Origin of the sequence: Gordonia desulfuricans NBRC 100010, assembly GCF_001485495.1 — a bacterium.
Taxonomy (GTDB): Bacteria; Actinomycetota; Actinomycetes; order Mycobacteriales; family Mycobacteriaceae; genus Gordonia; species Gordonia desulfuricans.
Genome location: NZ_BCNF01000029.1, coordinates 1 through 25832 on the forward strand (window position 1 = coordinate 1; position 25832 = coordinate 25832).

General features: G+C 68.2%; 25 protein-coding genes. 9 read left to right on the forward strand and 16 right to left on the reverse strand.

Annotated elements, in window-relative coordinates; translation table 11 throughout:
* Positions 1-211: 211 nt before the first annotated feature.
* From dmpG to GD1_RS04710, 6 genes are all read right to left on the reverse strand, one after another.
* On the reverse strand, positions 212-1279 hold the full coding sequence (gene dmpG / locus GD1_RS04685) for a 4-hydroxy-2-oxovalerate aldolase (RefSeq protein ID WP_053778615.1): 1068 nt from the start codon (positions 1277-1279) through the stop codon (positions 212-214).
* Entirely contained in the window at positions 1276-2178 is a 903-nt protein-coding gene (locus tag GD1_RS04690; protein WP_020793224.1) for an acetaldehyde dehydrogenase (acetylating), read from the reverse strand. The genes dmpG and GD1_RS04690 overlap by 4 nt, the downstream gene beginning before the upstream one ends.
* 79 nt (positions 2179-2257) lie before the next feature.
* Positions 2258-3046, reverse strand: a complete 789-nt coding sequence (locus GD1_RS04695) for a 2-keto-4-pentenoate hydratase (RefSeq protein WP_059035997.1) — start codon at positions 3044-3046, stop codon at positions 2258-2260.
* Between the two features lie 692 nt (positions 3047-3738).
* Entirely contained in the window at positions 3739-4233 is a 495-nt protein-coding gene (locus tag GD1_RS04700) for a nuclear transport factor 2 family protein (protein ID WP_059035999.1), read from the reverse strand.
* On the reverse strand, positions 4230-5105 hold the full coding sequence (locus GD1_RS04705; protein WP_059036001.1) for a TIGR03619 family F420-dependent LLM class oxidoreductase: 876 nt from the start codon (positions 5103-5105) through the stop codon (positions 4230-4232). Before GD1_RS04705 ends, GD1_RS04700 begins: the two co-directional genes overlap by 4 nt.
* Complete coding sequence (locus GD1_RS04710; protein ID WP_059036004.1) at positions 5102-5905, reverse strand: SDR family NAD(P)-dependent oxidoreductase; 804 nt, start codon at positions 5903-5905, stop codon at positions 5102-5104. The genes GD1_RS04705 and GD1_RS04710 overlap by 4 nt, the downstream gene beginning before the upstream one ends.
* A gap of 140 nt (positions 5906-6045) precedes the next feature.
* Here GD1_RS04710 and kstD point away from each other — a divergent pair, with 140 nt between their 5' ends.
* The 3 genes from kstD to GD1_RS04725 all read left to right on the forward strand — a co-directional run bounded on the left by kstD (position 6046) and on the right by GD1_RS04725 (position 9150).
* Complete coding sequence (gene kstD, locus GD1_RS04715) at positions 6046-7761, forward strand: 3-oxosteroid 1-dehydrogenase (RefSeq protein ID WP_059036005.1); 1716 nt, start codon at positions 6046-6048, stop codon at positions 7759-7761.
* Between the two features lie 2 nt (positions 7762-7763).
* Positions 7764-8624, forward strand: a complete 861-nt coding sequence (gene chsH3 / locus GD1_RS04720; protein ID WP_059036007.1) for an enoyl-CoA hydratase ChsH3 — start codon at positions 7764-7766, stop codon at positions 8622-8624.
* A 97-nt stretch (positions 8625-8721) separates the two neighbouring features.
* The gene (locus GD1_RS04725; RefSeq protein ID WP_059036009.1) at positions 8722-9150 is read left to right on the forward strand and encodes a DUF6918 family protein; all 429 of its coding nucleotides are present in this window, start codon (positions 8722-8724) and stop codon (positions 9148-9150) included.
* 61 nt (positions 9151-9211) lie between these two features.
* On the opposite strand, the gene GD1_RS04730 is transcribed toward GD1_RS04725, so the two are convergent.
* Positions 9212-9397: a hypothetical protein gene (locus tag GD1_RS04730; protein WP_020792837.1), complete on the reverse strand. Its 186-nt coding sequence runs from the start codon at positions 9395-9397 to the stop codon at positions 9212-9214.
* 146 nt (positions 9398-9543) lie between these two features.
* Between GD1_RS04730 and GD1_RS04735 the strand changes: the two genes are divergently transcribed.
* The 3 genes from GD1_RS04735 to GD1_RS04740 are packed head-to-tail and all read left to right on the forward strand — an operon-like array spanning position 9544 to position 12718.
* Positions 9544-11265 (forward strand): MFS transporter, encoded by a 1722-nt coding sequence (locus tag GD1_RS04735; protein WP_059036011.1) that lies wholly within the window; start codon positions 9544-9546, stop codon positions 11263-11265.
* Between the two features lie 14 nt (positions 11266-11279).
* Complete coding sequence (locus tag GD1_RS25730; protein ID WP_162128878.1) at positions 11280-11453, forward strand: pentapeptide repeat-containing protein; 174 nt, start codon at positions 11280-11282, stop codon at positions 11451-11453.
* Positions 11447-12718, forward strand: coding sequence for an SLC13 family permease (locus GD1_RS04740; RefSeq protein WP_059036013.1), 1272 nt, complete (start codon positions 11447-11449; stop codon positions 12716-12718). The genes GD1_RS25730 and GD1_RS04740 overlap by 7 nt, the downstream gene beginning before the upstream one ends.
* A 13-nt stretch (positions 12719-12731) precedes the next feature.
* Here the strand turns inward: GD1_RS04740 and GD1_RS04745 are convergent, their stop codons facing one another.
* The 7 genes from GD1_RS04745 to GD1_RS04775 all read right to left on the reverse strand — a co-directional run bounded on the left by GD1_RS04745 (position 12732) and on the right by GD1_RS04775 (position 21758).
* Positions 12732-14393, reverse strand: a complete 1662-nt coding sequence (locus GD1_RS04745) for an AMP-binding protein (RefSeq protein ID WP_059036014.1) — start codon at positions 14391-14393, stop codon at positions 12732-12734.
* 116 nt (positions 14394-14509) lie between these two features.
* Positions 14510-15685 (reverse strand): lipid-transfer protein, encoded by a 1176-nt coding sequence (locus GD1_RS04750; protein ID WP_053778529.1) that lies wholly within the window; start codon positions 15683-15685, stop codon positions 14510-14512.
* Positions 15685-16122, reverse strand: a complete 438-nt coding sequence (locus GD1_RS04755) for a MaoC family dehydratase (RefSeq protein ID WP_020792900.1) — start codon at positions 16120-16122, stop codon at positions 15685-15687. Before GD1_RS04755 ends, GD1_RS04750 begins: the two co-directional genes overlap by 1 nt.
* Positions 16119-17153 (reverse strand): bifunctional MaoC family dehydratase N-terminal/OB-fold nucleic acid binding domain-containing protein, encoded by a 1035-nt coding sequence (locus GD1_RS04760; protein ID WP_059036016.1) that lies wholly within the window; start codon positions 17151-17153, stop codon positions 16119-16121. Before GD1_RS04760 ends, GD1_RS04755 begins: the two co-directional genes overlap by 4 nt.
* Positions 17150-18313 (reverse strand): acyl-CoA dehydrogenase family protein, encoded by a 1164-nt coding sequence (locus GD1_RS04765; protein WP_059036018.1) that lies wholly within the window; start codon positions 18311-18313, stop codon positions 17150-17152. Before GD1_RS04765 ends, GD1_RS04760 begins: the two co-directional genes overlap by 4 nt.
* Positions 18313-19446: an acyl-CoA dehydrogenase family protein gene (locus GD1_RS04770; RefSeq protein ID WP_059036020.1), complete on the reverse strand. Its 1134-nt coding sequence runs from the start codon at positions 19444-19446 to the stop codon at positions 18313-18315. The genes GD1_RS04765 and GD1_RS04770 overlap by 1 nt, the downstream gene beginning before the upstream one ends.
* Positions 19447-19562: 116 nt before the next feature.
* Positions 19563-21758: an acyl-CoA dehydrogenase family protein gene (locus GD1_RS04775; protein WP_059036022.1), complete on the reverse strand. Its 2196-nt coding sequence runs from the start codon at positions 21756-21758 to the stop codon at positions 19563-19565.
* 117 nt (positions 21759-21875) lie between these two features.
* Between GD1_RS04775 and kstR the strand changes: the two genes are divergently transcribed.
* Positions 21876-22532 (forward strand): cholesterol catabolism transcriptional regulator KstR, encoded by a 657-nt coding sequence (gene kstR / locus GD1_RS04780; protein WP_020793003.1) that lies wholly within the window; start codon positions 21876-21878, stop codon positions 22530-22532.
* On the forward strand, positions 22529-22675 hold the full coding sequence (locus GD1_RS24145; protein ID WP_082366090.1) for a DUF1059 domain-containing protein: 147 nt from the start codon (positions 22529-22531) through the stop codon (positions 22673-22675). The genes kstR and GD1_RS24145 overlap by 4 nt, the downstream gene beginning before the upstream one ends.
* A 135-nt stretch (positions 22676-22810) precedes the next feature.
* On the opposite strand, the gene GD1_RS04785 is transcribed toward GD1_RS24145, so the two are convergent.
* Both GD1_RS04785 and GD1_RS04790 read right to left on the reverse strand, forming a co-directional pair.
* The gene (locus GD1_RS04785) at positions 22811-23908 is read right to left on the reverse strand and encodes an alpha/beta hydrolase (protein ID WP_020793002.1); all 1098 of its coding nucleotides are present in this window, start codon (positions 23906-23908) and stop codon (positions 22811-22813) included.
* A 98-nt stretch (positions 23909-24006) separates the two neighbouring features.
* Positions 24007-24963, reverse strand: a complete 957-nt coding sequence (locus GD1_RS04790) for a helix-turn-helix transcriptional regulator (protein WP_059036024.1) — start codon at positions 24961-24963, stop codon at positions 24007-24009.
* Between the two features lie 105 nt (positions 24964-25068).
* Between GD1_RS04790 and GD1_RS04795 the strand changes: the two genes are divergently transcribed.
* Positions 25069-25737, forward strand: coding sequence for a TIGR03086 family metal-binding protein (locus GD1_RS04795; protein WP_083533857.1), 669 nt, complete (start codon positions 25069-25071; stop codon positions 25735-25737).
* The last annotated feature ends 95 nt before the right edge of the window (positions 25738-25832 follow it).

Sequence of the window (25832 nt, forward strand, 5' to 3'; positions counted from 1 at the left end):
CTCAATCATCAACCGGCCGTCGACAAGTCGAGTCGAAACCTCAGACAGCCGAACTCGCCAACGCAACCACCTCAGAGGTGGTCACCGACATCGTCGACTCACCAGATTTCGACACGGGTCCTCACCTTTCCGGCTCGGTCCCGGCTCAATCAGCGAAGTCGCTCCAGCTCGATCATCAACCGGCCGTGGCCGTGATCGGTGTGATGGGAACTCAGACTCCGGCGTTCGCGTCGGCCTTCTTCTTGAGCTCGAGTGCGATGTCGATGAGCTGGTCTTCCTGTCCGCCGACGAGCTTGCGGTTGCCTGCCTCGATCAGGATCTCCGCGGCGGAGACCCCGTAGCGTTCGGCATGTCCCTCGGCGTGCTTGAGGAAGCTCGAATAGCAACCGGCGTAGCCCATCATCATCGCCGAACGGTCGACGAGGCATTCGCTCGGCATGGCCGGACGGACCACATCCTGTGCGGCGTCGGCGATCTTCATGAAGTCGACGCCGGTGGTGATGCCGAGTTTGTCGCAGACACCGACGAAGGCCTCGGTGGGTGTGTTGCCGGCCCCGGCACCGAAGCGTCGGATGGACCCGTCGATCTGCTGGGCACCGGCCCGGATCGCGTTGATCGAATTGGCCACGGCGATATCGAGATTCTCGTGTCCGTGGAAGCCGACCTGCGCGTCGTCACCGAGTTCGGCGACGACGGCCTGCACGCGCACGGTGACGTCCTCGAGCACGAGCGCTCCGGCCGAGTCGACGACGTAGACACACTGGCATCCGGCGTCGGCCATGATCCGGGCCTGCTGCGCGAGCACCTCCGGCGGCTGCGAGTGGCTCATCATCAGGAAACCGACGGTCTCGAGTCCCAGGTCGCGGGCGAGTCCGAAGTGCTGGATCGACACGTCGGCCTCGGTGCAGTGCGTGGCGATCCGGCAGATCTGGCCGCCGTTGTCCTGGGCGGCGCGGATGTCGTCCTTGGTACCCAGACCGGGCAGCATCAGGAACGCGATCTTGGCCCGTTTGGCGGTCTCTGCTGCCGCCTTGATGAGCTGTTGCTCAGGTGTTTTGGAGAAACCGTAGTTGAACGACGACCCGCCGAGTCCGTCACCGTGGGTCACCTCGATCACCGGGACACCGGCGTCGTCGAGCGCGCCGACGATGGAGCGCACCTCCTCCTCGGTGAACTGGTGGCGCTTGTGGTGACTACCGTCGCGCAGCGACGAGTCGGTGATCCGGATGTCGAGGGTGTCGGAATACTTACGCGCGTCGGCCATCAGGTCTGTGCTCATGCGCTCGCTCCCATCTTCTGCTTGGCGATCTCCTCGCCCACCTTGGTGGCCGCGGCGGTCATGATGTCGAGGTTGCCGGCATAGGGCGGCAGGAAGTCGCCCGCACCCTCCACCTCGACGAAGATCGACACGCGTGCGTGTCCGCCGTTGAGGACGCTCGGCGGGTCGAACTGGGGGTCCTGTAACAGCCGATAGCCGGGTACGTACGACTGGATCTCTTTCTCCCGCTTGTGGATCGATTCGGCGATCGCATCGGTGTCGGCATCGTCGGGGATCGCGCAGAAAATGGTGTCGCGCATGATCATCGGCGGGTCGGCCGGGTTGAGGATGATGATCGCCTTGCCGCGGGTGGCCCCACCGATGGTCTCGATGCCCTTCGACGTGGTGCGGGTGAACTCGTCGATGTTGGCGCGGGTACCCGGTCCGGCCGAGACCGACGCCACCGACGCCACGATCTCCGCGTAGGGCACCGGGACCACCGAGCTCACCGCGTGGACCATCGGGATGGTCGCCTGACCACCACAGGTGATCATGTTGGTGTTGGGCGCGTCGAGGTGCTCGCGCAGATTGGCCGGCGGGACCACCGCGGGACCGACGGCCGCCGGGGTGAGGTCGATCGCCACGATCCCGGCCGCCTCGTACTTCGGTGCGTACTCACGGTGTACGTAGGCCGAGGTGGCCTCGAAGATCAGGTCCGGACGTTCCGACGACGCGAGCAGTTCGTCGGCGCCGCCGCTCATCGTGATCAGGCCGTGGTCGGCCGCACGTTTCATGCCTTCGGAGTCGGCGTCGATCCCCACCATCCAGCGGGGTTCGATCACCTCCGAACGCTCCAACTTGTACATCAGATCGGTACCGATGTTGCCCGATCCGATGATCGCTGCAGTCAATGCCGCCACGGGCCACCTCCTAGAAGTGAAAGTCCAGAATTTTGTTGTCGGTCATATGAATTCGCCGTCTCTTGGTCGGCGCAGATGGTCAGATGAAGTCGAGGGAAACCGAACCCAACCCCGCGAACTCCGCCACGAAACGATCCCCCGCCACCACATCGATCGCCCGCGTCGCCGTCCCCGGCAACACCACATCACCCGCACGCAACCGCACCCCGAAACCCTCCACCTTCCGCGCCAACCACGCCACCGCCGTCAACGGATCCCCCAACACCGCCGACGAATTCCCCTCCGCCACGACCTCACCGTTACGGTGCAACACCGCATCCACATCAGCCACCGCGATCTCACCGATCGGGACCCGACCCTCCCCCAACACCCACCCACACGACGACGCATTATCCGCAATCGTGTCGCACAACGTGATCTCCCAATCCCGAATCCGCGAATCGATCAACTCGATCGCCGGCACCACCCACTCCACCGCCTCCACCACATCCGCATTCGTACACCCCGCCCCCGGCAGATCCGCCCCCAACACAAACCCCACCTCCACCTCCACCCGCGGAAAACACAACCGCGACGAATCCACCGGCACCGACTCGAAAAACCGCATCTCATCGAGCAGATGACCATAATCCGGCTCATCGACCCCCATCATCTTCTGCATCGCCTCCGACGCCAGACCCACCTTGTGACCGGCCACCGACGCCCCCGCACCCAACCGCCGACGAACATTGATCAACTGGATCTCATACGCATCCACCACATCCAGACCCGCATACACATCCGACGGCCGACCGATCGCCGACGCCGACCTCTCCGCATCCCACAGATCCTGGGCGATCTGCGCCCGAACTACCTGGTCGACGGCCACATTGTCCTCGCTCTCCAAAGTGTGAACGTGTTCTAGTTTAGAACACGTTCCAGTTTTGGTCACGGGTCCCCGGCGAGGCAGCAGCGCCGCCGCCCCGGGCCGAGTCCCGGCGCCCGGCGGACACTCGGCGTAGAGTTGCCAGAACGACCAGTCTGTCTACCGTGAGAGGGTATGCCCCCGTCGTACTCAGTGCGGCCAAACTTGCCGGCGTGACCACCTCCAACGCGGTTACGACCCGATGCACGCTGCGGGGATTTCGACACGGGTCCTCGCCCATCCGGCTCGGTCCCGGCTCAATCATCAACCGGAGATTCTCACCCAAACAGCCACCGGCCGTTGATGGTTGAGCCGACGAGGAGCGAAGCGACGAGACGAGTCGAAACCCCAGACAGCCGAAGTCGCCAACGTGACCACCCCAATCAGCAACAGTCCGTTGATGGTTGAGCCGACGAGGAGCGAAGCGACGAGACGAGTCGAAAACTCCGACGGCCAAACTCGCCAACGTGACCACCTCCGACGTCGTCACCACCCAGCCCACGCTGCAGAGATTTCGACACGGGTCCTAGCCCTTCCGGCTCGGTCCCGGCTCAATCATCAACCGGAGATTCTCACCCAAACAGCCACCGGCCGTAGATGGTTGAGCCGACGAGGAGCGAAGCGACGAGACGAGTCGAAACCTCCGACGGCCGAACTCACCAACGGGACTCACGGATCACTTCCGCCGCCAGTGCATGTGCTTCCGGGTTGCCGTCGAGTGCCCGGCTGGTCCGGCGTTGCGCACGCCAGCCGGTGTCGGTCCGGGCCAGCTCCCAGCGGTGGGCGGTGGCCCGGGCGACGAGGAATCGCTTGTCGTCGCGCACCACGAGCAGCGAGTATCCGACGGCGACCGCGGTGTCGCCGTCGAGCCGGATGTGTACCGGCCCGAGCACGTGTGCACATCCGGTCGCGACGATCCCCTGGTGCGCACGGGAGTTCACCATGTCGGCGATCGCGCCCTGCCCGTCCATGAACCAGCCGTCGACGTCGTAGACACCGTCGGGTGTCCACAGGTCGGCGACGGCGGCGGCGTCGCCGTCGTCGACGAGGGGGCCGTACGAGGCGATCAGGTCACGGATGGCCCGCTCGTCCTCGAGTGACTGCAGTCGATTCTCCAGTGCCGCAAGACGTGCGACGAGATCGTCGGTCATGGTGTCATCGCCTCCAGCGCGTACATGTCGGCGAGCGCGGCGAGCTGCTCGCGATAGTGGTCGACCGAATCGGCGGTGAACCCGGCGACGACCCGGGTCGCGCCGACCTCACCGAGGCGGCCGATCCGGTCGCGGACCCGGTCCGGCTCACCGATCGGATCGAGCCCGCCGACGGCGAGGACGACGTCGAAGCCGGCGGGCAGATCGAACTCGCCGAGCATCGCGGCCAGTTCCCGGCCACCGAGTGCGAACGGCAGCCACCCGTCGCCCAGTTCGACGGCACGCCGGAGCGAGCGTCGCGTCCGTCCCCCCACCCAGAGCGGAATCGGGTGCGCGGCACAGGGATCGACCACCATGTCGACGTAGTCGTGGGATCGGCCGTGGAACTCCACCACGTTCCGGCCGAGTGATGACCGCAGTGCGCGCATCGCGTCGTCGGCGCGGGCACCGCGGTCGTCGAAGGAGGCGCCGAGCAGGTCGAACTCCTCGCGCAGCGATCCGACCCCCACCCCGAGCGTGACGCGGCCCCCGCTGATCTCATCGAGGGTCCCGTAGCGTTTGGCGATCTCGAGCGGGTGGTGATAGCCGAGCACCAGCACCTGGGTGACCAGCCCGATCCGGCGGGTGCGGGCGGCGAGAAACCCGAAGGTCGACAACGGATCCCAGTAGGTGCCGCCGCGCTCGCGGGCCACCTCCACCGGCACCGCGACATGTTCACTGCAGGTGAGGAAGTCGTAGCCGAGCGCATCGGCGTCGGCGGCGATCGCGGCGAGTTCGGCGATCCCGGCGCCGGACTCCCACTCGCCGTGCGCTCCCGGATAGCGGGTGACGATCGGGGACGCCACCCCCACCTTCGGCGGTGGCGAACTCATCGCGACGCATCCGCGCGGGGGACGAGCCGACGCATCATCTCGTGTGCGCGCAGCACGATGGTGGCGCGATCGGCACCGTTGCGGGCCTCGACGTGTCCGGCGTTCTCGCCGACCACCCACACCGGGCCGTCTGCCAGATGCGCGAGCCCCTCCGCGGCGACGTCGTCGGGCTCGCTCACGATCATGCCGGGGATGTCGAGGTTCAGTCCGGCCCGCTCCATCGCCGGGGTGCGGGTCACCCCGAGGACCAGCTCCAGTACGTCGACACCGTGTTCGCGCAGCTCCAGCCACAGCGACTCGGCGAAGATCCGGCCGAACGCCTTGGACGCCGCGTACACACTCTGCCCCACCGCGCCGAGGTATCCGTTCATCGACCCGACCAGCACGATCGCTCCCCGACCCGACTCCTTCATCGCCGCCCCGAAGTGATGGACCAGCGCCAGCGGGGTGGACACGTTGAGGTCGAGCACCGTCCGGAAGCCGTCGAGATCACCGTCGACGAACTCCCCGCCGTGGCTGTTGGCGCCCGCGTTGTAGATCAGCATGCCGACATCGAGGCCGGCGGTTGCCTCGACGATCTGTCCCACCGAGCCGGGTGCGGCGAGGTCGACGGCCAGGGTGCGCACCTGCACCCCCTTCGCCTGTACCTCGGCCTGCACCTGTGCCAGCGGGCCCGGCTTGCGGGCGATCAAGACCAGGTTGACCCCGGCGTCGGCGAGCCGGTGGGCGAAGCATGCCCCCACACCCTCCGACCCACCGGCGATGACCGCCCAGGCACCGTACTCACGCAGTTCTCGCATGCCGCATTCCTCTCGAGGCTCGCGCGCACTCGTCCCGGCGCGCGCACCATCTAGTCGTACCCACTGGCGCACCGTTTCTGCAACGTGTTCTAATTCTGAATGAGAACACGTTCCACCAGTGGCACACGAAGGGACCATTCATGACCGAGAGCTACGACGTCATCGTCGTCGGCGCCGGTGCCGCGGGCCTGTCCGCCGCCATCACCGCCGCCGCGCAGGGGTTGCGCACGGTGATCATCGAGAAGTCCCCGTACTGGGGCGGCTCCACCTCCCGCTCCGGCGGCGGTGTCTGGATTCCCGGCAACTCCGTCCTGCAGCGCGACGGCGTCCCCGACGACCGCGAACTCGCCCGCCAGTACGTGCACGCGATCATCGGTGACCATGCCCCGGCCGAGAAGATCGACACCTACATCGACCGCGGCGCCGAGGCCCTCGACTTCCTGATGGCCCACGCCCCGCTGGAACTCGAATGGGTCAAGAACTACTCCGACTACTATCCGGAGGCACCCGGCGGACGCCTCGGCGGACGCAGCGTGGAACCCAAGCCCTTCGACGCCCGCGCCCTCGGCGCCGACCTCGACACCCTGCACCCCCAGTACACCAAGGCACCGCTGAACATGGTTGTGCTGCAGTCGGACTACCGCTGGCTCAACACCGGACTGCGACACTGGCGCGGCCCGCTGCGGATGGCCAAGGTGGGCGGCCGGTTCTTCTGGGCGCGCTCACGCGGCAAGAAGCTCATCGCGATGGGTGCGGCACTGGCCGCCGAACTGCTGCTCGGTGTGCGCAAGGCCGGTGTGCCGCTGAAGCTCTCGACCGGTCTGGTCGATCTGATCACCGAGAGCGACCGCGTCGTCGGCGTGATCGCCGAGCACGAGGGCACCCGGATCGAGATGCGCGCCGACCGTGGCGTGATCCTCGCCTGCGGCGGATTCGAGCACAACGTCGAGATGCGCAAGAAGTACCAGCGCGCGCCGATCGGCTCGGACTGGACCACCGGCGCACCCTCGAACACCGGTGACGGCATCAATGCCGGACTCAAGATCGGCGCCACGGTGTCGTTGATGGACGACGCCTGGTGGGGTCCCACCATCCCGCTGCCCCGTGGCCCCTGGTTCGCGCTGTCCGAGCGTGCGGTCCCGGGAACCTTCATGGTCAACGAGCGCGGCGAACGATTCATGAACGAATCGCTGCCGTATGTCGAAGCGGTACACCACATGTACGGCGGCGAGTTCGGTCAGGGCGACGGCCCCGGCGCCAACGTCCCGGCCTGGATGGTGTTCGACCAGCGCTGCCGCAACCGCTACCTGTTCGCCGGTGTCAACGCGCGCCAGCCCCTGCCCAAGAAGTGGTTCGAATCCGGCGTGGTGGTCAAGGCCGCCACCCTCGAGGCGCTGGCCGAGAAGATCGGTGTACCCGCAGATGCGTTGCGTACCACCACCGATCGTTTCAACGGCTTCGCCCGTGCCGGCGTCGACGAGGACTTCGGTCGCGGCACCAGCGGATACGACCACTACTACGGCGACATCACCAACAAGCCCAATCCGAGCCTCGGCGCGGTCGACAAGGCCCCGTTCTACGCGGTCAAGATGGTGCCCGGCGATCTCGGCACCAAGGGCGGCATCGACACCGACTCGCACGCCCGCGCGCTGCGCGCCGACGGTTCGGTGATCGACGGCCTCTACGCCGCGGGCAACACCAGCGCTCCGGTGATGGGTCACACCTACGCCGGCCCCGGCGCCACCATCGGCCCGGCGATCGTCTTCGGCTATCTCGCCGCACTCGACTGCGCCTCGCCCGCCGACGCCGAAACAGCCTCGGCGACCGGCACATCCGGACCGAACAAGGAGAACTGAGCATGCCGATCGACCTGTCCGTGGCGCTCGGTGCCGAACTGCCCGAGGTGTCGTTCGCGTGGTCGGCGTCGGATGTGGCGCTCTATCACCTCGCGGTGGGCGCGGCGGCCGACCCGCTCGACTCCGCGGGTCTGGCCTACGTCGACGACGCGGACCCCAAGGTGCTGCCCACCTTCACCACCGTCGCCGAGTCCTTCCACGCCGTCGAGGCCCCCAAGGTGAGCTTCCCCGGCATCGAGATCGACCTGGCCAAGGTGGTCCACGGCAGCCAGCAGATCACCCCGCACCGCCCGATCCCCGCGTCGGGAAAGGCCACCGTGCGCACCACCATCGCCGAGATCCAGGACAAGGGATCGGCGGCGGTGATCGTGCAGGAGAAGGTCGCCACCGGCGAGGACGGCCTGCCGCTGTGGACCGCGCGCTCGTCGATCTTCGCCAAGGGCGAGGGCGGCTTCGGCGGTGAGCGCGGGTCGTCGACCAGGGTGACCTACCCCGACCGCACCCCCGACCACCGGATCTCGGTGCCGACCCTGCCGAATCAGGCTCTGCTGTACCGACTGTGCGGTGACCGCAATCCGCTGCACTCGAGCCCGGAGTTCGCCGCGAAGGCCGGCTTCGACCGGCCGATCCTGCACGGCCTGTGCACCTACGGGACGGTGTGCCGCGCCGTCGTCGACGCCGTACTCGGCGGTGACGTCACCGCGGTGGCCGACTTCTCGGCGACCTTCGCCGGCGTCGTCTTTCCCGGCGAGACACTCACCGTCGCCATCTGGGACGAGGGCGATCGGCTGCTGACCACCGCCACCGTCGCCGACCGTCAGGATGCCCCGGCGCTGGGCAATGTGGTCCTCGTCCGCGGCTGACCGGCAATCTCGGTCGGGCCGACTATCCTGCTCTGGGATCGGTCACATCAGGTGATCGCCATCCGACCGGAATCCGTCACCGACGAGGAGAACCTTGATGAGTGATTCGCTGCAGTCCTTGCTCGACACCAACCGCGCGGCCGTGGTCGACGACCTCGTGGGGGTGATCGACGGCCAGGTCTCGGCGCAGAAGGGTCTCGGTGGCGCCGCGGTCAAGGCCGCCTACGCGACGGCCCAGAAGGTCAAGCCCGACATCGTCGCCAAGGCCACCAACATGATGCTGCCGGACTTCGTCGCCGCGCTGCAGCCGTTCTGGGATGCCAAGCCCGCGGGCACCGCATTCGGTGATCATCTGGCCGCCGACTCCGACGCCGCCGCCGAGGCACTGCTCGCGGTGACCGACGCGCAGGCCGAGAACGCCAAGGCACCCCTGGCCAGGGCCTACGGCTCGCTGCGCGGCAAGGCGAAGGGCTATGTCGCCGACGCACTGCCCGCCGTCGGCGCAGCCATCGAGAAGAACGCGTGACCCACTCGCCGCGTCGTCACCGTCGGGAACACCCCGGCGGGGCGGCGCGGCGAGCCGTTTCTCAGGCTGCGGTGACGACGATCAGGACCAGCGTCAAGACCACGCCGATCAGTGCGACCAGCATCGTCAGGACGCGCCAGATGTGCAGACGCACGGTCTGGGTGTCGGTGGATTGTGAAGAGGCAACCGGTGCGGCCATGATCTCCCACTTTCGCTTGGCCGGGACCCGCGGATGACTATCGTGCATCCCAGGTTTGTGACTCCAGTGATAAATGTGTCACACGTTGCGCGTGGTGTCTCGCTCTCCGGCTCGCGTGTCGTATTTCGCCTGCACGGGCTGTGGAATGGACGCATGTGCGAACCGGGGGCAATCGAACAGTGGGGCAGAAGACAATGATCCAGCGACTCAAGGCCGTCGACCTCCGCTCGGCGTGGCTGATCCTCATCGCCTGTGCGTCGGTGAGCATGGTGGTCGCGGCGATGGCCGCACTCAACACCGCCCTCGCCGACATCGCGATCGACCTCAACGCCGACACCGGCCAGATGACCTGGATCGCCGACGGCTACACCCTCGCGCTGGCCGCGATGCTGTTGCCGGCCGGCGCGATCGGTGACCGCTTCGGCCGCCGTGAACTGCTGATCGCCGGGCTCGTCGTCTTCGCGATCGGCTCACTCGTGGCGATCTGGGCGGTCGACCCCACCCAGCTGATCATCACCCGGATCATCGCCGGCATCGGCGCCGCATTCATCATGCCGACGACGTTGTCGCTGATCACCTCCGGTGTGCCCGAAGACAAACGCAGCCTCGGCATCAGCATCTGGGCCGCGATCGCCGGTGCGGGCGCCATCGCCGGGTTCTTCGTCTCCGGCATCCTCCTCGAGTTCTTCTCGTGGCATTCGATCTTCATCACCTTCGCGGTGTCGGCGGTGGTCAGTGCACTGCTGTGCCTGACCATCGGCACCTCGCGCGATCAGCACCCGAAACGGTTCGACTTCATCGGGTCGATCATCTCCATCCTGGCGATCGCCGGCGTGGTCTTCGGCCTGCTCGAGGCCCCGCACCGCGGCTGGGACGACGCCCTGGTGCTCATCACCCTGATCGGCGGCCTGCTGCTCGCCGCGGTGTTCTGCGTCGTCGAACTGCGTCTCGACAACAAACTGCTCGACGTCCGGCTGTTCACCAACCGGGCCTTCGGTGCCGGGTCGCTGGCCGTCGCACTCCAGTTCTTCGCCTCCTTCGGCGCGTTCTATCTGCTGCTGCAGCGTCTGCAGCTGGTGTTCGGCTACTCCCCGCTCGGTTCGGCGTTCGCACTGATGCCGATGGTGCTCGGGGTGAGTGTGTTCGCACTGCTGGGCAACTGGATCGCGGTGCGGTTCGACTCGCTGCGCTTCGTCCTCGGCGGCGGCATCTTCATCGCCGGTGTCGGATTGCTGCTGATCGGGCTGATCGACTACGACACCTACTGGACGCTGGCATGGATGCTCGCGGTGTGTGCGATCGGTATCGGCCTGTCGACCGCACCGTCGACCACCGCGATCATGTCCAACACACCCCTGGACAATCAGGGCGTGGGGTCGGCGGTCAACGACACCGCCCGCGAGATCGGCGCCGCGATCGGCATCGCCCTGGCCGGCAGCCTCCTCGCCGCCGGATACGCGCACCGGATCGGTTCCACCGCCGACGCCGCCCGCGAACAGCTCACCGCCGCCGGGGAGCAACAGATCGCCGCCGGTGACACCGCGGGCGGCCAGATGATCATCGCGCAGGCCGGCGACGCCGCCGACCGGATCACCCGATCGCTGGCCGAGGCCACCGAGGTCGCCCGACGGCTGCCCGGGGCCCTCGGCGACCAGATCCTGGAGGGCGCCCGGAATGCCTTCGTCGACCCGATGAACCAGGCCTGCGTGGTGCTCGGTGCCGTGTTGCTCGTCGGCTCGGTGGCGATCACGGTGATCTCCCCGCGTCAGGTGGTCACCCTCGAGGCCTTCATCGGCGAGACCCACCCCGACCCCGGTGAGACCGACCCCGACGCGACCGATCCCGACGACCGGCACACCGATGACCCGCAGCCCGATCCGGAACCCGAGCGGACCCCCGCGTCACAGCCGGACTGAAGCGATGACCCCCCATGCTTGCTGATCCCCTGCCCGGTGTCGTTCCGAGTGGCATTGCCCTGCCCGGGGTTTCACTGTCCGGGGTTTCGCCGTCCGGGGTTTCGCCGTCCGGGGTTTCGCTGTCCGGGGTTTCGCTGTCCGGGGTTTCGCTGTCCGGGGTTTCGCTGTCCGGGGAACGGCGGTGCTGACCGCCGACAGCGTTCTCGGCACCGTCCTCGCGGTGTGCGCGCTGGTGGCGGTGATCGGGGTCGCGGTGTGGGCCACCCGGATTCCGGCCGCCGTCGTCGCCGTCCCGGCGGCCGTGCTGCTGGCAGTGCTCGGGGTGGTCTCGTGGGGGCAGATCGGCACCGAGCTCGAGTTCATCGGCCCCACCATCGGATTCCTCGCCGCGATGCTGGTGATCGCCGAGGTGTGTGCCCGGACCGGGGTGTTCGCCTGGATCGGCGCCGTCCTCGCCCGATCCAGCCGGGGATCGCCGACACGTCTGCTCGGACTGGTGTTCGCGGCGGCGGCCGTGACCACCGCCGTGCTGTCGATCGACACGACGATCGTCCTGCTCACCCCGGTCGCGGTGGCCACCGCCCGCCGGATCGGCGCCCGGGTCACGCCGGTCGGGGCGGCCACCGCACATCTGGCCAACAGCGCCTCGACGTTGCTTCCCGTCTCCAATCTGACCAATCTGCTGGCGTTCTCGGCCACCGGCCTCGGATTCCTGGGATTCGCCGGGCTGATGGCCGGACCGTGGGTGGCCGCGATCGTGGTGGAGTACCTGCTGTTCCGGTGGTTCTTCGCCGACCAGCTGCGCCCTCCCCGCGACGCCGACCGCCCGGCCGACACCGCCGGCACCGTCCGCCGCCCCCCGATCGGCACACTGATCGCATTGGGGCTGATCCTGGTCGGGTTCGTCGTCGCCGAGCCGCTCGGCGTGCCGCTGGCGGTGGTGGCCGCGATCGGTGCGGTCGTGATGGTCGCACCGCTGATGCGTCGCACCCCGTTGTCGACGACGGTGCGCGTGGTGCGGGCGGCGAACATCGGGTTCCTCGCCTTCGTCGCCGCCCTCGGTGTGATCATCCTGCCGATCCGGCTGGGCCCCATCGGTGACGCGATCGCCACCCTGATCCCGTCCGGCACGCAGCTGTGGGCGCTGCTGGCCGTGGCCGCACTGGCCGCGGTGATCGCGAACCTGCTCAACAACCTGCCCGCGACGCTGCTGTTGCTGCCGATGGTGGCCCACGAACCGGGGCTGGCCCTGGCGATGCTGCTCGGGGTGAACATCGGCCCCAACCTCGGCTACTTCGGGTCCCTCGCCAACCTGTTGTGGCGCGACCTCATGCACCGGCACACCGCAGCCCCGACCACGCGGCGGTTCCTGTTGCTCGGGACCGTGACGGTGCCACCGACACTGGTGGCGGCCGTCGTCGCATTGTGGGCGGGGCTGCGGGTTCTGGGTTGACGTGCCGGCCGGTTCAGGCCGGTGTGGGCTGTTCGGCCGATGCCGCGGTGGACTTGGCCCAGCGGTAGTCGGCCTTGCCGGCCGGGGTGCGCTTGACCTCCTCCACGAACACGACGGTGCGCGGAACCTTGTATCCGGCAAGCGATTCCCGGCAGAACGCCTGGATGTCGTCGATCGAGGGCTCGGTCATTCCGTCGGCGATCCGGGCGACCGCGGCCACCCGCTGGCCGTACCGGTCGTCGGGTACCGGAACCACGAGGGCGTCGGCGATCGCCGGGTGGGCGTGCAGGACGGCCTCGACCTCCTCGGCGTACACCTTCTCGCCACCGGTGTTGATGCACTGCGAGCCGCGGCCGAGGAAGACGATGGTGCCGTCGGCCTCCACCGTGCCCATGTCGCCGAGGATCGAGATCCGCCGGCCGTCGGGCAGGGTCGGGAAGGTGCGCGCCGACTTCTCCTCGTCCTTGTAGTAGCCGAGCGGCACGTTGCCGATGCGCGCGATGTAGCCGACGTCGCCCGATCCGGGCTCGATCGGGGTGAGCCGCTCGTCGACGACCATCATGCGATCGGTCGGCGGGACGGTGAGGTTGCCGTTGTCGTCCATCATGATCTCGCCGTCGTTGCCCGACTCCGAGGCCCCGAAGTTGTCGCGCAACATCAGGTCCGGTTTGAGTGCGAGGAACCGTTCCCGGTTGTGGTGCGACCAGATCGCGCCGCCGGAGGTCACCGAGAACAGCGACGACAGGTCGATCTCGTCCTTGCGGCGCTCCATCTCCTCCACCAGCGGCATCCCCATGGCGTCGCCGACGATGAGCACGATCTGCACCTGTTCGGGCCCGATGAGACCGGCGATACCGGACGGGTCGAAGTCGCGCATCAGCACCAGCCGGCCACCGAGGGTGAAGAAGGTGAACAGCGAGTACGACGCGGCGCCGTGCATCAGCGGGGCGGCCAGCAGGAATGCGATGGACGGGAAATCCTTGACCGCGGTGCCGATCTCGGCGAGATCCTTGCGCGGGTCGCCGTACGGGTTGCCACCGGAGATGGGCTTGCGGAAGAAGTCGTCGTGGCGCCACATGACCCCCTTCGGGTAGCCGGTGGTGCCGCCGGTGTAGATCAGATACAGCTCGTCGCCGGTTCGCGGCTCGAAGTCGCGTGCCTCGGACTTGCCGGCCTCCTCGGCGAACGGCACGATCGCCACCCGGCGTCCGTCGGGGAGATCGGCTGCGGCGGCGGACAGTTCGTCGACGATGTCACCGATGACGAACACGGTGCGCAGTTCGGGGAGTTCCCCCATCAGGGCGGCGACGCTGCGCTGATGCTCGGGCAGTTCCACGATGATGCCGCGCGAGTCGGAGTTGTCGAAGATGTACTGCAGTTCCGGATCGGTGTAGCGGTAGTTGACGTTGACCGGCACCGCACGCATCTTGAGTACGCCGAGCAGGCTGGTGACGTGCTCGACGCTGTTCTTGAGGAACAGCGAGACGTGGTCGGCGGCACCGATGCCGTTGTCCAGCAGCAGATGTGCGACGCGGTTGGCCAGACGGTCCAGTTCCGGGTAGCTGATCTGGCGGCCCTCGTAGCTCAGTGCGATGCGATCGGGGACGGCGTCGGCGACGGTCTCGAACACATCGGCCAGGTTGAACTTGGTCTCGGCGGCGGATTCTGGGCTCATTGGTCGAACTCCTCGGGGCCTCGAATGTCGGAGATGGGAAGTGTCTGAGGTGGAATCGGGAAGGGGCTGATGGGATCTGCGGTCGGAGGAGGGGAAGTGGTGTGGGTGTGGGCGGTTCAGGGTGCGGTCAGCACCAGACCGCTGGTGGGGACGCCGGTGCCGGCGGTCACCACCACGCGGGCGGCCTCGGGAACCTGGTTCACCGAGTCGCCACGGAGCTGGCGAACGGCCTCGGCGATGCCGTTCATACCGTGGATGTATGCCTCGCCGAGCTGTCCGCCGTGGGTGTTGAGCGGCAGGCGGCCACCCACCTCGAGTGCGCCGGGTTCGGCGACGAAATCCTTTGCCTCACCGCGTCCGCAGAAGCCGAGCTCCTCCAGTTGCAGCAAGGTGTACGGGGTGAAGTGATCGTAGAGGATCGCGGCGTCCATGTCCTCGGGTCGCAGTCCCGACTGCTTCCACAGCTGACGACCGACCAGCCCCATCTCGGGCAGGGCCGCGAGATCGTCACGGTAGTAGCTGGTCATGATGAACTGGTCCTGGGCACTGCCCGCCGCGGCACCGGCGATCACCGCCGGGCGATGCGGGAGGTCTCTGGCCTTCTCCGCCGACACCACCACGATCGCCACACCCCCGTCGGATTCCTGGCAGCAGTCGAGCAGGTGCAGTGGTTCGGCGATGTAGCGCGAGGACTGGTGGTCGTCGAGGGTGATCGGCTTGCCGTAGAAGAAGGCATGCGGGTTGACCGCCGCATGCTTGCGGTCGACCACCGCGATCTGCCCGAAATCGGCACTGGTGGCGCCGTAGTCGTGCATGTAGCGTTGCGCGATCATCGCGACGAACGCCGCCGGCGTGGACAGGCCGTGCGGGTAGGAGAAGGCGTTGTCGGTGCCCGAGGAGTTCTCCTGGTTGGCGACCGCCGAATTGACCTGTCCGAAGCGCAATCCCGAGCGTTCGTTGAAGGCACGATAGGCGACGACGACGTCGGCGACCCCGGTCGCGACGGCCATCGCGGCCTGCTGCACGGTGGCGCAGGCCGCGCCGCCGCCGTAGTGGATGCGGGAGAAGTAGGTCATCTCCTTGATCCCCACCGCGCGGGCGACGGCGATCTCGGCGTTGGTGTCCATGGTGAAGCTGACCAGGCCGTCGACGTCGGCCGGGGTGAGACCGGCGTCGGCGATCGCGGCGTTCACCGCCTCGGCGGCGAGCCGCAGCTCGCTGCGGCCGGAATCCTTGGAGAACTCGGTGGCGCCGATCCCGGCGATCGCCGCCTTGCCCGACAGGGTGCCCATCAGTGCCCGCCTTTCTGGCCGAGGGTGAGGGTGACCGTCGAGATCACGTGCTTGCCCAGCGAATTGGTACCGGTGACCGCGACGGTCACCTGATCGCCGTCACGTGCGGTGACCTCACCGGTGAAGGTGACGGCGTCGTAGGCGTACCAGGGCACACCGAGCTTGAGTCGGATCGATCCGATCCGGGCGGACGGTCCGGCCCAGTCGGTGACGAAGCGTTGCACCAGCCCGGTGTCGGTGAGGATGTTGACGAAGATGTCCGCCGATCCCTTGGCCTGGGCCAGATCCCGGTCGTGGTGGACGTCCTGGAAGTCGCGGGTGGCCAGGGCGGTGGACACGATGAAGGTGGGGGTGGCCTCGATGGTCAGCGGGGGCAGCGTGTCACCCACGGACACCGCATCCCCGGTGACCGGCGCGGAGGTGGCCTCGATGGTCATGCCGGTCCTTCCTGGGGTTCCCACGCGTAGAGCGTCCAGGCCGCTCCACGATCGTCGGCGGGGAAGTCGAGATAGGTTGCGCGCACGGCCATTCCGATCCGCACATCGTCCGGTCTGACGCCGCGGAGCTCACCGAGCATCCGCACTCCCTCGTCGAGTTCGACGAGGGCGACGACGAACGGCAGTTGCCGGCCGGGCACCTTGGGGGCGCGGTGCACGATGTAGCTGAACACGGTGCCCGTGCCGGCGGCGACGACGTAGTCGGTGGCCGGCACGGTGCCGTCGCCGGCCCGGGGCTTCCAGGTGGCCGGCACCGGCGGATGGCCGAGGCTGCCGTCGGCCCGCTGCTGGATGCGCAGTTCGTGTGCGGCGACACCGTCCCAGAAGAACTCGGTGTCGCGGGACACGCTGGGGCGCAACATGGTCGACGGGTCGAGATCCTCCGGCACATCGGCCACCGTGATGCCGTCGGTGTCTGAGTCGGTGTGGGTGTCGGCGGCCGGGCGGAACTTGAGGATGCGGAAGTCCATCTCGGCGACCACCTCGTCGCCGACCGACCAGGTGTTGCGGGTGGTGAAGAACCAGCCCTCGCCCAGGGCGGTGGTCTTGGGTCCGGCGACGTCGACCAGTTCGGCGCTGAGCTCCACCTCCTCGCCCACCTCGACATAGCGGTGATAGGTGGTGTCGCAGTTGGTGGCGACCACCGAGGTGTAACCGGCGGCGTCGAACAGTTCGGTGGCCCGGCCGAGCGGGTCGTCGGCGGTGCGGACCCCGTGGAGTCCGCGCATGGTCCACACCTGGGCCATCGCCGGGGGCGCGACGATGCCGGGGTGACCGGCGGCCCGCGCGGCGTCGGCGTCGGCGTAGATCGGATTGGTGTCGCCCATCGCCTCGACCCAGTTGTTGATCATCGGACGATTGACCGGGTCGCGGCCGGTGACCGGCGCGCTGGGGCCGTCGGCCTTGATCTGGCCGGCGGCGGCACGGATCTGTTCCGGCGTGTGGACGGGCTGCGCTGCAACCGATGTCATCGTTTGGCCCTCGGCAATCCCAGTCCGGCGGTGGCGATCATGTCGCGCATCACCTCGTTGACGCCACCACCGAAGGTGATGACGACGTTGCGTTTCTGCTGCACATCCAACCAGTCGACCAGCGCCGCGGTGTCGGGGTCGGTGAAATCGCCGTGGCGGCCGACGATCTCGTCGATCATCCGGCACACCGACTGCAGCCGTTCGGTGGCGAAGACCTTGGTCGCGGCGGCGTCGGCCATCGAGATGGCCTCACCGGTGGCGGCGACCTGCCAGTTGAGCAGTTCGTTGATGCGGGCATAGGCGTCGATCTGGGCCAGCGCGCGCCGGACGTCGGGTTGGTCGGCGATGGGGGTGCCGTCGACGCCCGGGCGGTGCGCCCAGTCCCGTACGCGTGCGGCCAGGCCCTCGATGCGCCCGGCCGGTCCGAGCATGACGCGCTCGTGGTTGAGCTGGGTGGTGATCAGCTTCCAGCCGCCACCCTCCTCCCCGACCAGCATGTCGACCGGCACCTTGACGTCGTTGTAGTAGGTGGCGTTGACGTGATGGGCGCCGTCGGCGGTGATGATCGGGGTCCAGGAGAACCCGGGATCGGTGGTGTCGACGATGAGGATCGAGATCCCCTTGTGCTTCGGGGCGTCCTTGTCGGTGCGGACGGCGAGCCAGATGTAGTCGGCGTCGTGGCCGCCGGTGGTGAAGATCTTCTGCCCGTTGACGACGTAGTGGTCGCCCTCGCGGACGGCGGTGGTGCTCAGCGAGGCGAGGTCGGTGCCGGCGTCCGGCTCGGTGTAGCCGATCGCGAAATGTACGTCGCCGGAGAGGATTCGGGGCAGGAACCGATCCTTCTGCGCGGCGGTGCCGTGGACCTGCAGGGTGGGGCCGACGGTCTGCAGTGTGACCGCGGGCAGCGGGACGTCGGCGCGGACCGCCTCGTTGGTGAAGATCTGCTGTTCGATCTCACCGAAACCCTTGCCGCCGTACTCCTTCGGCCAGCCGACGCCGAGCCAGCCGTCGGTCCCCATCTGCTTGATCACCCGGCGGTAGGTGGGCCCGTGCCGCTCGGTGAGCATGGTGCGGGCGTCGTCGGCGCCGATCAGGGAGGCGAAGTACTCGCGCAGCTGGGCCTTGAGTGCCTGCTGGTCGGGGGTCAGGTCGATGAACATCAGGCGGCTCCCGCTACGTCCGTCGTGGGGTGACCGCCTGCGGCGAGCTCGTCGAGGCGCGTCTGCCCGCCACCGGCCAGGCGGGCGAGGTCCTTGGCGATCGAGAAGTACCGGTGCAGCGGGTAGGTCAGATCCACGCCGACACCGCCGTGCAGGTGGGTCATGGTGCGCAGGGTGGCAGGGATCTCGGCGGCCAGCCAGTAGGTGCCGATTCCCAGATCCTGCTGTGCGTCAAGGCCTTCGGAGATACGCCAGGCCGCGGCCGTGGTGGCCAGGGTCATCGACCGGCCGATCACGTAGATGTCGGCGAGTTGCTGCCCGACCGCCTGGAACAGGGCGATCGGCTTGCCGAACTGTTCGCGGGTGCAGACGTGGTCTGCGGTGAGTCGGGTGGCCCCGGCGACCAGGCCGTCGGCATAGGCGCACAGGGCGATCCGGTAGCGATCCCGCAGCACGGACAGGTCCGTGGTGAGCAGGTCGTCGGCGGCGACGGGCACGGCGTCGAAGGTGACGGTGAACTCGCCCCACCCGCTCGAGGTGGTGGTCCGGGTGAGGGTGATGCCGGGGGCGTCGGCGGCCACGGCCACCACCCCGGCGTCGGCGGCGACCAGGAAGGCGGTGGCCCCGTCGGCGTGCAGCACGCCGGTCTTGGTGCCGGTGAGCGTGCCGTCGGCGAGGGTGGTGCGCGGCGTGGCGGTGAGCGGGTCACCGACCTCGCCGAGGGCGATCGCATGCCAGGCCCCGCCGGTGAGGGTGCGGGCCCACCGGTCCCGCGGACCAGCGGTCTGCCGGTCTGCGGGGTCGGCGCCGACTGCCGCCAGGACCAGCGCCGAGGTCAGCGATCCGATGACCGGGGCCACCCCGGCCGACTCGCCCATCCGCCGCAGCAGCGGCAGGACGGCGAGCACACCGAGGTCGTCGCCGCCGAGTGCCGCGGGCAACGCGAGCGAGGTCAGTCCGGCGGCGCCGAGCGCCTGCCAGAGAACGTCGTCGAAGCCTCCGGGTACGGCCGCGGGATCGGGGTCTCTGGCCTCTCGGCCGAACTTCGACTCCCACTGCGACTGATGCCGGGAGAACACGTCCGCGGCCACGTCGCCGACGGCGACGGCCTCCGCGTCGAGCGCAAAGTCCACCTGCGCCTCCTCACTGGAAATAGAACCTGTTCTAGTTGTAGCAGACATGACGGTACCCATGTCGGTTTTAGGGGATGATCAGGGGGTTCCGGCCACAGTTGCCAGCCGGTGACCGGTCAGGAACGCGGCAGACCGAGAATGTGTTCAGCCGCGGCGGTACGCAGGATCTGGGTGGTGCCGCCGGCGATCGACAGGCACCGGTTCTGCAGGACGAGCTCGGCGACCGGACCGGCCGTCAGACCGTCCACACCGAGCAGGTCGAGGGCGAAGTCGGGAACCGACTGCCGATGGGCGACGCCGATCAGCTTGCGAACGCTCGACAGGGCGCCGGGATCGTGCCCGGCGAGGCGACGGATGACCGCCCGGGCGTCGAGGACGCGACCGACATGGGCGTCGGCGACCAGCCGCCCCACCCCGCCGAGCTCGGCGTCGGTGAGTTCCCGGCCGAGGCCGGCGACCTGGGTCAGCAGCGCGTCCATCTCCTTGCCGAGACCGGAGCCGCCCATCGCGACCCGCTCGTTGGCAAGGGTGGTGCGGGCCAGCCGCCATCCGCCGCCGATCGGCCCCACCACGTCGGCGTCCGGCACGAAGACGTCGTCGAGAAAGACCTCGTTGAAGTTGGCCTTGCCGGTGAGTTCACGCAGCGGCCGGATGTCGATACCCGGCGCCGACATGTCGATCAGGAAGTAGGTGATGCCCTTGTGCTTCGGGGCATCGGCGTCGGTGCGGGCCAGGCAGATCCCCCACTGCGCGTTGTGCGCCTGGGACGTCCAGATCTTCTGTCCGGACAGGGTCCAGCCGCCGTCGACACGGGTGGCGCGGGTGCGCAGCGATGCCAGGTCGGAGCCGGCCTCGGGCTCGCTGAACAGCTGGCACCACACGATGTCGCCGAGCAGCGTCGGCGCGACGAACCGTTCCCGTTGCCCGTCGGTGCCGTGTTCGAGGACGGTCGGGATGGCCCATGCCCCGATCACCAGGTCCGGGCGGGTGACGCCGACCCGATCGAGTTCGGCGTCGATCAGCAGTTGCAGGGCCGGGTCGGCGCCGAGCCCGTGCGGCGCCGGCCAGTGCGGCATGAGCAGCCCGCTCACCGCGAGCAGACCACGCCGGTCGGATTCTGCTGCCGTGGCGATCTTTTCGGCTTGGGCACGGATGTCGGCGCGGCGATCCTCCACCGCCGACAGATCGACCTCGAACTGTCGGCGACGCCCGGCGATCCCGTCGCAGGCGGTGGCGCGCCGGGCGTGCGCGCCCTGTCCGAGCAGCGACCGGGCGGCGAGGGCCGATCGCAGGTACAGGTGTGCGTCGTGCTCGAAGGTGAAGCCGATCCCGCCGAGGACCTGCACGCAGTCCTTGGTCACCGCGACCGGCAGATCGGCGACGAGGACCTCCGCAGCCGCCGCGGCGAGGGCGAGTTGCTCACCGGCAGCAGGGTTCTCGAGATCGCCGGCGATCGCGTCGTCGACCGCGCGGGCGACGTCCCAGGCGACGGCCTCGACCTGTTCGGTGCGGCACAGCATGTCGGCGCAGATGTGCTTGATCGCCTGGAACGATCCGATCGGCACACCGAACTGGGTGCGCACCTTGGCGTAGTCGACGGCGGTGTCCAGCGCCCAGCGGCACACCCCGGACTGCCGGGCGGCCAGTCCCGCCGACAGCACACCGCGGATCAGGACGTCGAACCCTTCTGCACCACAATCGATCACATCGTCCTCGGCGAGACCGATCAGCCGCACCGTGGAGACCGGTCCGGCGCCGTCGACGACGGCCTCGGCGGTGACCTCGCGGACCCCGGCACCGGCCCGGACGATCCGCCAGCGGGCATGGCCGCCGTCGAAGGCCAGTGGCACCAGGATCGCCGCGTCGTCGGCGGCGCCGGGCACCCAACCCAGGTCCACCGCGCCCTCGACCACGGCGAAGGCGCCACGACCGGCACGGATTCGCGCCGGAACCACACCGGGTACCGCGCCCTCGGCGACCGCGGCGACCAGTTCATCCCGCCGCGGATCGGCGATCCTCGAGAGCGCCACGGCCAGGGCGACGGTCTCGACGATCGGCCCCGGGACCAGTTCCCGTCCGCATTGCTCGACCATGGCCGCGACGTCGGCGAACGACGCGCCGATCCCGCCATCGGACTCCGGTAAAATTGCCGCGAACAGTCCGAGATCGGCGATCTGCGGGAACAGGCCGCGCCATTGATCGTCGGGTTTGTCGAGGTGGGAGCGGGCAGAGTCGGCGGTGCCGGCCTTCGCCGACCAGGCCGAGATGGCCGCGCAGACGGCGGTCTGTTCGGGGGACGTGGCGAGAGTCACGGGATTCCTCTGTGTCGTTGGGGTGACCAAGAACTAGAACCTGTTCTAATATGCCATGAGGGCCGCGTGAGCGGTACCCGACCTGTCCCCCGACGATGTGAGGATGCCTGAGAGCTCATGGCAGCATCTGACAATGCCGTAACCGCCACGGACACCGCCGATTCGCGCTCCGGCGCGACCCCGGCCACCACCGAGTCCGGGTCTGCGGCACAACGTGACCGTCGTCGTCGAATCCTCGACGCGACCCTCAGCCTCGCATCCAAGGGTGGCTACGACGCGGTGCAGATGCGCACGGTCGCGGAGAAGGCCGACGTCGCCGTCGGCACCCTGTATCGCTACTTCCCGTCCAAGGTGCACCTGCTGGTGACCGCCCTCGCCCGTGAACTCGGCCGCGTGGAATCACGCGTCGACCGGTCGCAGTTGCGCGGCGACAACGCGATCGAACGACTGCGGCATGTGCTGGACATGATCACCTTCTCGATGCAGCGGGACCCGCTGCTCACCGAGGCCATGACCCGGGCGTTCATGTTCGCCGACGCCTCGGCCACCGCCGAGGTCGACCAGGTCGCCGGGATCATCGACCGGCTGTTCGCCGGCGCGATCGTCGACGACGGTGAACCCACGGCCGACGATCTCGCGATCGCCCGCGTGCTCGCCGACGTGTGGATGTCGAACCTGGTGCAGTGGCTGACCCGACGCGCCTCGGCAACCGATGTGACCAATCGTCTCGAACTGACCGTTCGGCTGCTGCTGAAAGATAGGGTCGCGTCATGAAAACCCGACTGACCTGCCCCTGTGGCGAGATGCTCCGCGGCGAGGACGAGGACCAGCTCGTCGAGAAGGTCCAGAAACACCTCGCCGACAACCACCCCGGACACGACTACTCGCGTGACGAGATCCTGTTCATGGCCTACTGAGACAGCGCCTACTGAGTCAGTGCCTACTGGGGCCTGACACCGAAACACCGAACCCCGGACCCTGATCACAGGTTCCGGGGTTCGTCCGTCTCGGCCGATGCCCGACCGGAGCCGGGTGCGGCGTCTGGTTCCGGCCTAGTTCTGGTCGCCCGTCTTCTTCAGGTCCGCGGCGATCAGCGGCCAGGTGTCGTGGAGATCCTGCTCCCAGTACGCCCACGAGTGGGTACCGGTGGGTCGCAACATCACCTTGTTCTGGACGCCGAGTTCGTTCATCCGCTGCGTCATCTGGACCGTGCACTGGTTGACCGCGGCCTCGATGATGCCGCCGAGCACGATCTGGTTGCCCAGGGTCAGCGGGTCACCGTCGATCAGCGGTGCGTTGAGCTGGTCGTTGGGGCCCGGCAGGCCGGTGCCGCTGGTCATGTAGACCTTGGTGCCCTTGAGCTTCTCGGCGTTGATGTAGGGATCGTTGGCCTTCCAGCCCGGACCGCCCGGAGTGCCCCACATGTTGGCGATGTCACCGCGGCCGCGGTCGCCGACCACCATGCGGATGTAGGCCAGGCCCAGCGGATCACTGGTGCGGGCACATCCGGAGTAGGCGGCCACCGAGCGGTACAGCCCGGGTGCCGAGATCGCCAGGTTGAGCACCGACGTCCCCGCCATCGAGATCCCGGCGATCGAATTGACGCCGGTGGTGTCGAATTCCTTGTCGATCAGCGGCGGGAGTTCCTTGGTCAGGAAGGTCGTCCACTTGTTGCGGCCGAGTACCGGATCGTCCTTCTGCCAATCGGTGTAGTACGAGTACGCACCACCGATCGGGGTCACCACGTTGACGTGCTTATCGGCGAAGAACTGCTGGTAGGTGGTCTTGGCCGCCCATGTCGCCGAGTCCTCACCGCCGCCGGCACCGTTGAGCAGGTACAGCGTGGGTGCGGGTGTGCTGGTGTCCTTGGGACGCAGGACGGTGACCGGGATGAGCTTGTTCATCGCCGCGGAGTAGACGATCGCGGTGGTCTGCTGCGCGGAGTCGCGGACCAGCGTCTCGATCTTCGACGAGTTCATCGGCGCGGGATTGGCCGGGTTGGTCGGATCCACTGCCGCGGTGCCTGTCGTCGGAGCCTCGGGGGTCGTTGTCGGATCAGCCGCCGCGACGCCGACACCGGTCAGCGCAGATCCGACGACGACCGCAGCCGCCGCCGTCGCAACGGTCCGCTTCCATCCCGTACGCACCATTAGCCCCTTAAGTCACACGTGTAACAGCCCATCCGAGCTTATCCGAGTCGGTGGCGACCAGGAAATCCTGGCAACCGCTGTTAGCCAGTTGTGACGATTCACCCCTGACCACTCCGGGCATCATGCCCCACGACGATGCCCTCCGCCTTTCGTCGTATCGCCTCGCGGATCCAGTCCGGTGCGAGCACCTGGAAGTCGCGTTCGATCAGCCCCATCCACAGGACTTTCACGGCCATCCGCCGGTCGCCGAAGCCGAGCGTCACCCGGACACGTCCGTCCTCGTCGGGCTCGCCGATGGCACCCACCTGCGCACTCGGCTCGAATCCGACGACATCCTCGGCCGCACAGCGCACCACCACATCCACGGATTCGAAGAGTCCCCGGAACTCGCGGCGTCGTCGTTCCCAGATCTCGGCGAGGTCGACGTCGGGATCGCGGCGGGCCGGCTGGTCGAGGATCTCCACCACACTCATCCGCGAGATCCGGTAGAGCCGTTCCTCACCGGCGGTGTTGGCGACCAGATACCAGATGTCGCCGGCGACGATGAGTCCCACCGGGTCGAGGATTCGCTCGTGCGACGAGGCCTGGTCGGGGCGGCGATACCGGATGCGGATGCGCCGGCCGTCGAAGACCGCCTGCTGTACGGGACCGAGGGCATCAAGATTCTGGGGCGACCGGACGAAACCTTCGGGGCGGACCAGGACGCGCTGCGCCGAGCGAACGGCCTGCGCTCGATGCGCCTCCGGAAGTGCGGCCGCGACCTTGCGTAGCGCCGCGGCGAAGGCCGGGCTGTCCAGCCGGCCCGTTCCGGCCAGCAGCGAGGTCGCCTCGTCGGCGGTCAGACCGGTGAGGTCCGTCCGGTATCCGGGGAGCAGGGCGAAGCCACCGGCGCGGCCGCGTTCGGCATAGACCGGGATTCCCGACAACGACAAGGAGTCGATGTCCCGCAGGACGGTGCGCACCGACACCCCGAGTTCGTCGGCGATCTGGGTTGCGGTCATCCGCTCGTGCACCTTGAGCAGCATGAGCAGCGACAACAGACGTTCGGCCCGCATGGTGTCGATTGTCCGGGAAAACATGACAGAAGGTGTCATGTATGGGGCGTTGAGTGGTGTTCAGCGCGGGAGATGCCCGCGGATTCGCCTGTAAAGGACAGACCCATGACCCAGCCAGGAACCACTGCGTCCTCTACTCCTGCTCCTACTGCACCTACTCCTCCTGCGTCCACCGCACCTGCCGATCCGCGTCCGGCGTATGCCGCCGCCACGTCGTGGGTGACCGATCTGTGGTCGGCGGTCCGATCCGACCAGTGGGACAACCGCACCCCATGCACCGAGTTCGACGTCCGAACACTCGCCTCGCACCTGATCGGCACCGCCCGACGGGCCGTCGCGCTGGGGTCGGGTGCCGACGTCTTCGCCGTTCACCCCGTCGCCGATGTCTTCGACGTCGACACCTACGCCGCCACCGTCGCCGAGGCCATCGAGCTGTGGGCCGACGACGCCAAACTCGCCGCTCCGGTCACCGTTCCCTGGGGTACGGTCCCGGGTGCCGGTGCGCTGTGGGGATATGTCAACGAATCCCTGGTCCACGGATGGGATCTCGCGGTCGCCACCGGACAGAACCCCGAGGCCGATCCCGAGGTCGTCGCCACGACGATCGAGATCGCCCAGAGGTTCATCCCGGCCGAGATCCGTGCCGACGACCAGGTCCCGTTCGCCGCGGTGGTCACTCCGCGCCCCCAGGCCGGCCCCACCGAGCGACTCGCCAACTGGGCCGGCCGACCCAGCGACGGCTGGGTCGGCCGACCCAGCGACGGCTGGGTGTAGGCCTCCCCCAGTGGTTCGTGTCGAAACCTCCGCCGGCCGGGCTCGCCAACCCGACCACCTCTGACGTGCTCGCCACCCGACGTCGGCTGCGGAGA

Coding starts and splice junctions, on each gene's coding strand:
- dmpG (WP_053778615.1), bottom strand. CDS start 1,279: ATGAGCACAGACCTGATGGCCGACGCGCGTAAGTATTCCGACACCCTC.
- GD1_RS04700 (WP_059035999.1), bottom strand. CDS start 4,233: ATGACCGACGATCTCGTCGCACGTCTTGCGGCACTGGAGAATCGACTG.
- GD1_RS04705 (WP_059036001.1), bottom strand. CDS start 5,105: ATGAGTTCGCCACCGCCGAAGGTGGGGGTGGCGTCCCCGATCGTCACC.
- GD1_RS04710 (WP_059036004.1), bottom strand. CDS start 5,905: ATGCGAGAACTGCGTGAGTACGGTGCCTGGGCGGTCATCGCCGGTGGG.
- kstD (WP_059036005.1), top strand. CDS start 6,046: ATGACCGAGAGCTACGACGTCATCGTCGTCGGCGCCGGTGCCGCGGGC.
- chsH3 (WP_059036007.1), top strand. CDS start 7,764: ATGCCGATCGACCTGTCCGTGGCGCTCGGTGCCGAACTGCCCGAGGTG.
- GD1_RS04725 (WP_059036009.1), top strand. CDS start 8,722: ATGAGTGATTCGCTGCAGTCCTTGCTCGACACCAACCGCGCGGCCGTG.
- GD1_RS04730 (WP_020792837.1), bottom strand. CDS start 9,397: ATGCACGATAGTCATCCGCGGGTCCCGGCCAAGCGAAAGTGGGAGATC.
- GD1_RS04735 (WP_059036011.1), top strand. CDS start 9,544: ATGATCCAGCGACTCAAGGCCGTCGACCTCCGCTCGGCGTGGCTGATC.
- GD1_RS25730 (WP_162128878.1), top strand. CDS start 11,280: ATGCTTGCTGATCCCCTGCCCGGTGTCGTTCCGAGTGGCATTGCCCTG.
- GD1_RS04745 (WP_059036014.1), bottom strand. CDS start 14,393: ATGAGCCCAGAATCCGCCGCCGAGACCAAGTTCAACCTGGCCGATGTG.
- GD1_RS04750 (WP_053778529.1), bottom strand. CDS start 15,685: ATGGGCACCCTGTCGGGCAAGGCGGCGATCGCCGGGATCGGCGCCACC.
- GD1_RS04755 (WP_020792900.1), bottom strand. CDS start 16,122: ATGACCATCGAGGCCACCTCCGCGCCGGTCACCGGGGATGCGGTGTCC.
- GD1_RS04760 (WP_059036016.1), bottom strand. CDS start 17,153: ATGACATCGGTTGCAGCGCAGCCCGTCCACACGCCGGAACAGATCCGT.
- GD1_RS04765 (WP_059036018.1), bottom strand. CDS start 18,313: ATGTTCATCGACCTGACCCCCGACCAGCAGGCACTCAAGGCCCAGCTG.
- kstR (WP_020793003.1), top strand. CDS start 21,876: ATGGCAGCATCTGACAATGCCGTAACCGCCACGGACACCGCCGATTCG.
- GD1_RS24145 (WP_082366090.1), top strand. CDS start 22,529: ATGAAAACCCGACTGACCTGCCCCTGTGGCGAGATGCTCCGCGGCGAG.
- GD1_RS04785 (WP_020793002.1), bottom strand. CDS start 23,908: ATGGTGCGTACGGGATGGAAGCGGACCGTTGCGACGGCGGCGGCTGCG.
- GD1_RS04790 (WP_059036024.1), bottom strand. CDS start 24,963: ATGCGGGCCGAACGTCTGTTGTCGCTGCTCATGCTGCTCAAGGTGCAC.
- GD1_RS04795 (WP_083533857.1), top strand. CDS start 25,069: ATGACCCAGCCAGGAACCACTGCGTCCTCTACTCCTGCTCCTACTGCA.